This is a genomic window from Streptomyces recifensis, from assembly GCF_002154615.1.
In the GTDB taxonomy this organism is placed as follows: domain Bacteria; phylum Actinomycetota; class Actinomycetes; order Streptomycetales; family Streptomycetaceae; genus Streptomyces; species Streptomyces griseoluteus.
This window is the reverse complement of the sequence record NZ_MUNH01000897.1, coordinates 1-1,359: the sequence shown is the minus strand read 5'-3', so window position 1 is coordinate 1,359 and position 1,359 is coordinate 1. Positions and strand designations below refer to the sequence as shown.

At 74.4% G+C, this 1,359-nt stretch carries 1 protein-coding gene and 1 pseudogene; both read left to right on the top strand.

All coding sequences use genetic code 11. The annotated features are described in order from the left end of the window. A pseudogene (locus CCN33_RS32425) lies at nt 1-343 on the top strand (MFS transporter); the annotation flags it as partial. Then, on the top strand, nt 340-1,359 hold a 1,020-nt coding region (locus CCN33_RS30675), incomplete at its 3' end, for an ATP-grasp domain-containing protein (RefSeq protein WP_086696523.1). The pseudogene CCN33_RS32425 and the gene CCN33_RS30675, both read left to right, overlap by 4 nt.

The window sequence follows — 1,359 nt, the reverse complement described above, 5'->3', positions numbered from 1 at the left end:
CGACTCGGCCTGGGCGGCGGCCGCCGTGCTCGGCCTGGCCTGCGTACTGCTGACCTTCGGGGAGATGTGGCAGGCCACCGGCGGCTGGGAACTGAGCTACGAGTGCGCCCCCGAGGACCGGAAGGGCGTCTACCTCTCGGTGTTCAGCCTCGGCGGCACCGGCCAGCGCATCGTGGGCCCCGCGCTGATCACCTCCGTCGTGATCGCCGGGGGCCCGCTCGGCTGGGTCGGCCTCGCGGCCGCGTTCGCCCTGGCCGCGCTGCTCGTCACCCCCGTCACCCGCCTGCTGCGCACCCCGCCGCCCGCGGACGTGGCGGCCCCCGTGGAGAGGACCGCGTCATGACCGCGCCGAAGGAACTGCTGCTGGCCGGCGTCGGCACCATGGGCCGCCCGTACCTGGAGGCCGCCGCCCGGCTGGGTGTCCGGGCCCGCGCGCTGGAGTCCGCCGCGACCTGGGAGAACCGCCCGGCCGGCCTCGCGGACCGCTTCTACCGGGTGCCCGGCGGCCACGAGGAGTCCTGGGCCGGCGCGGTCGCGGCCGCCGTGGCCGAGCGGGTGCCGGACGGTCTGATCGGCTTCGCCGAGCCCCAGGTCGTCGCCGCGGCCCTCGCCCAGCAGCGGCACGGACTGCGCGGCCCCTCGCTGCACGCGGCGGTCGTCTCCCGCGACAAGGCCCTGCAACGCGCCCTGTTCGGCGCGCACGGCGTCCCCCAGCCCGAGTATCTGCACGTGGCCCGGCTCGGGGCCGGCCGCGACTGGATGCTCCAGCACGTTCCCGTGGTGGTCAAACCGCTGAATCTTTCCGGCAGTCAGGGCGTCGAGCTGATCCGGACCCCGGAGGAGGTCGAGGAGGTCGTCGCCCGTCGTGACGGGGAGGGACAGCTCCTCGTCGAGACGGCCGTCGAGGGGCCCGAGTTCAGTTGGGAGGCCCTGGTCCGCGAGGGCGAGGTCCTCTTCGAGAACGTCACCGCCAAGGAGACCACCCCACCGCCGTACTTCGTCGAACTCGTGCACCGCTGCGGGCACGAGCTCGGCCCCGAATCCGCCGTCCAGGTGCGGGAGTTGACCTCAGGTGTGCTCCACGCCCTCGGCATGGAGACCGGCCTGGTGCACCTGGAGTTCCGGATGAGCCCGACCGGCCCGGTGCTGATGGAGGTCGCCGTCCGCACCCCCGGCGACTACCTGCCCGACGCGATCGGCCTGACCTTCGGCTTCGACCTGTACGAGGCCATGGTGCTGCTGTCGGTCGGCCTGCCCCTGCCCGCCCTGCCCGAGCGGCCGGTGTCCCATGCCGCCACGGTCTTCCTCACGGCCGCGCCCGGCACCGTCACCGGCATCGGGGGACTGGACGAGGTGCGG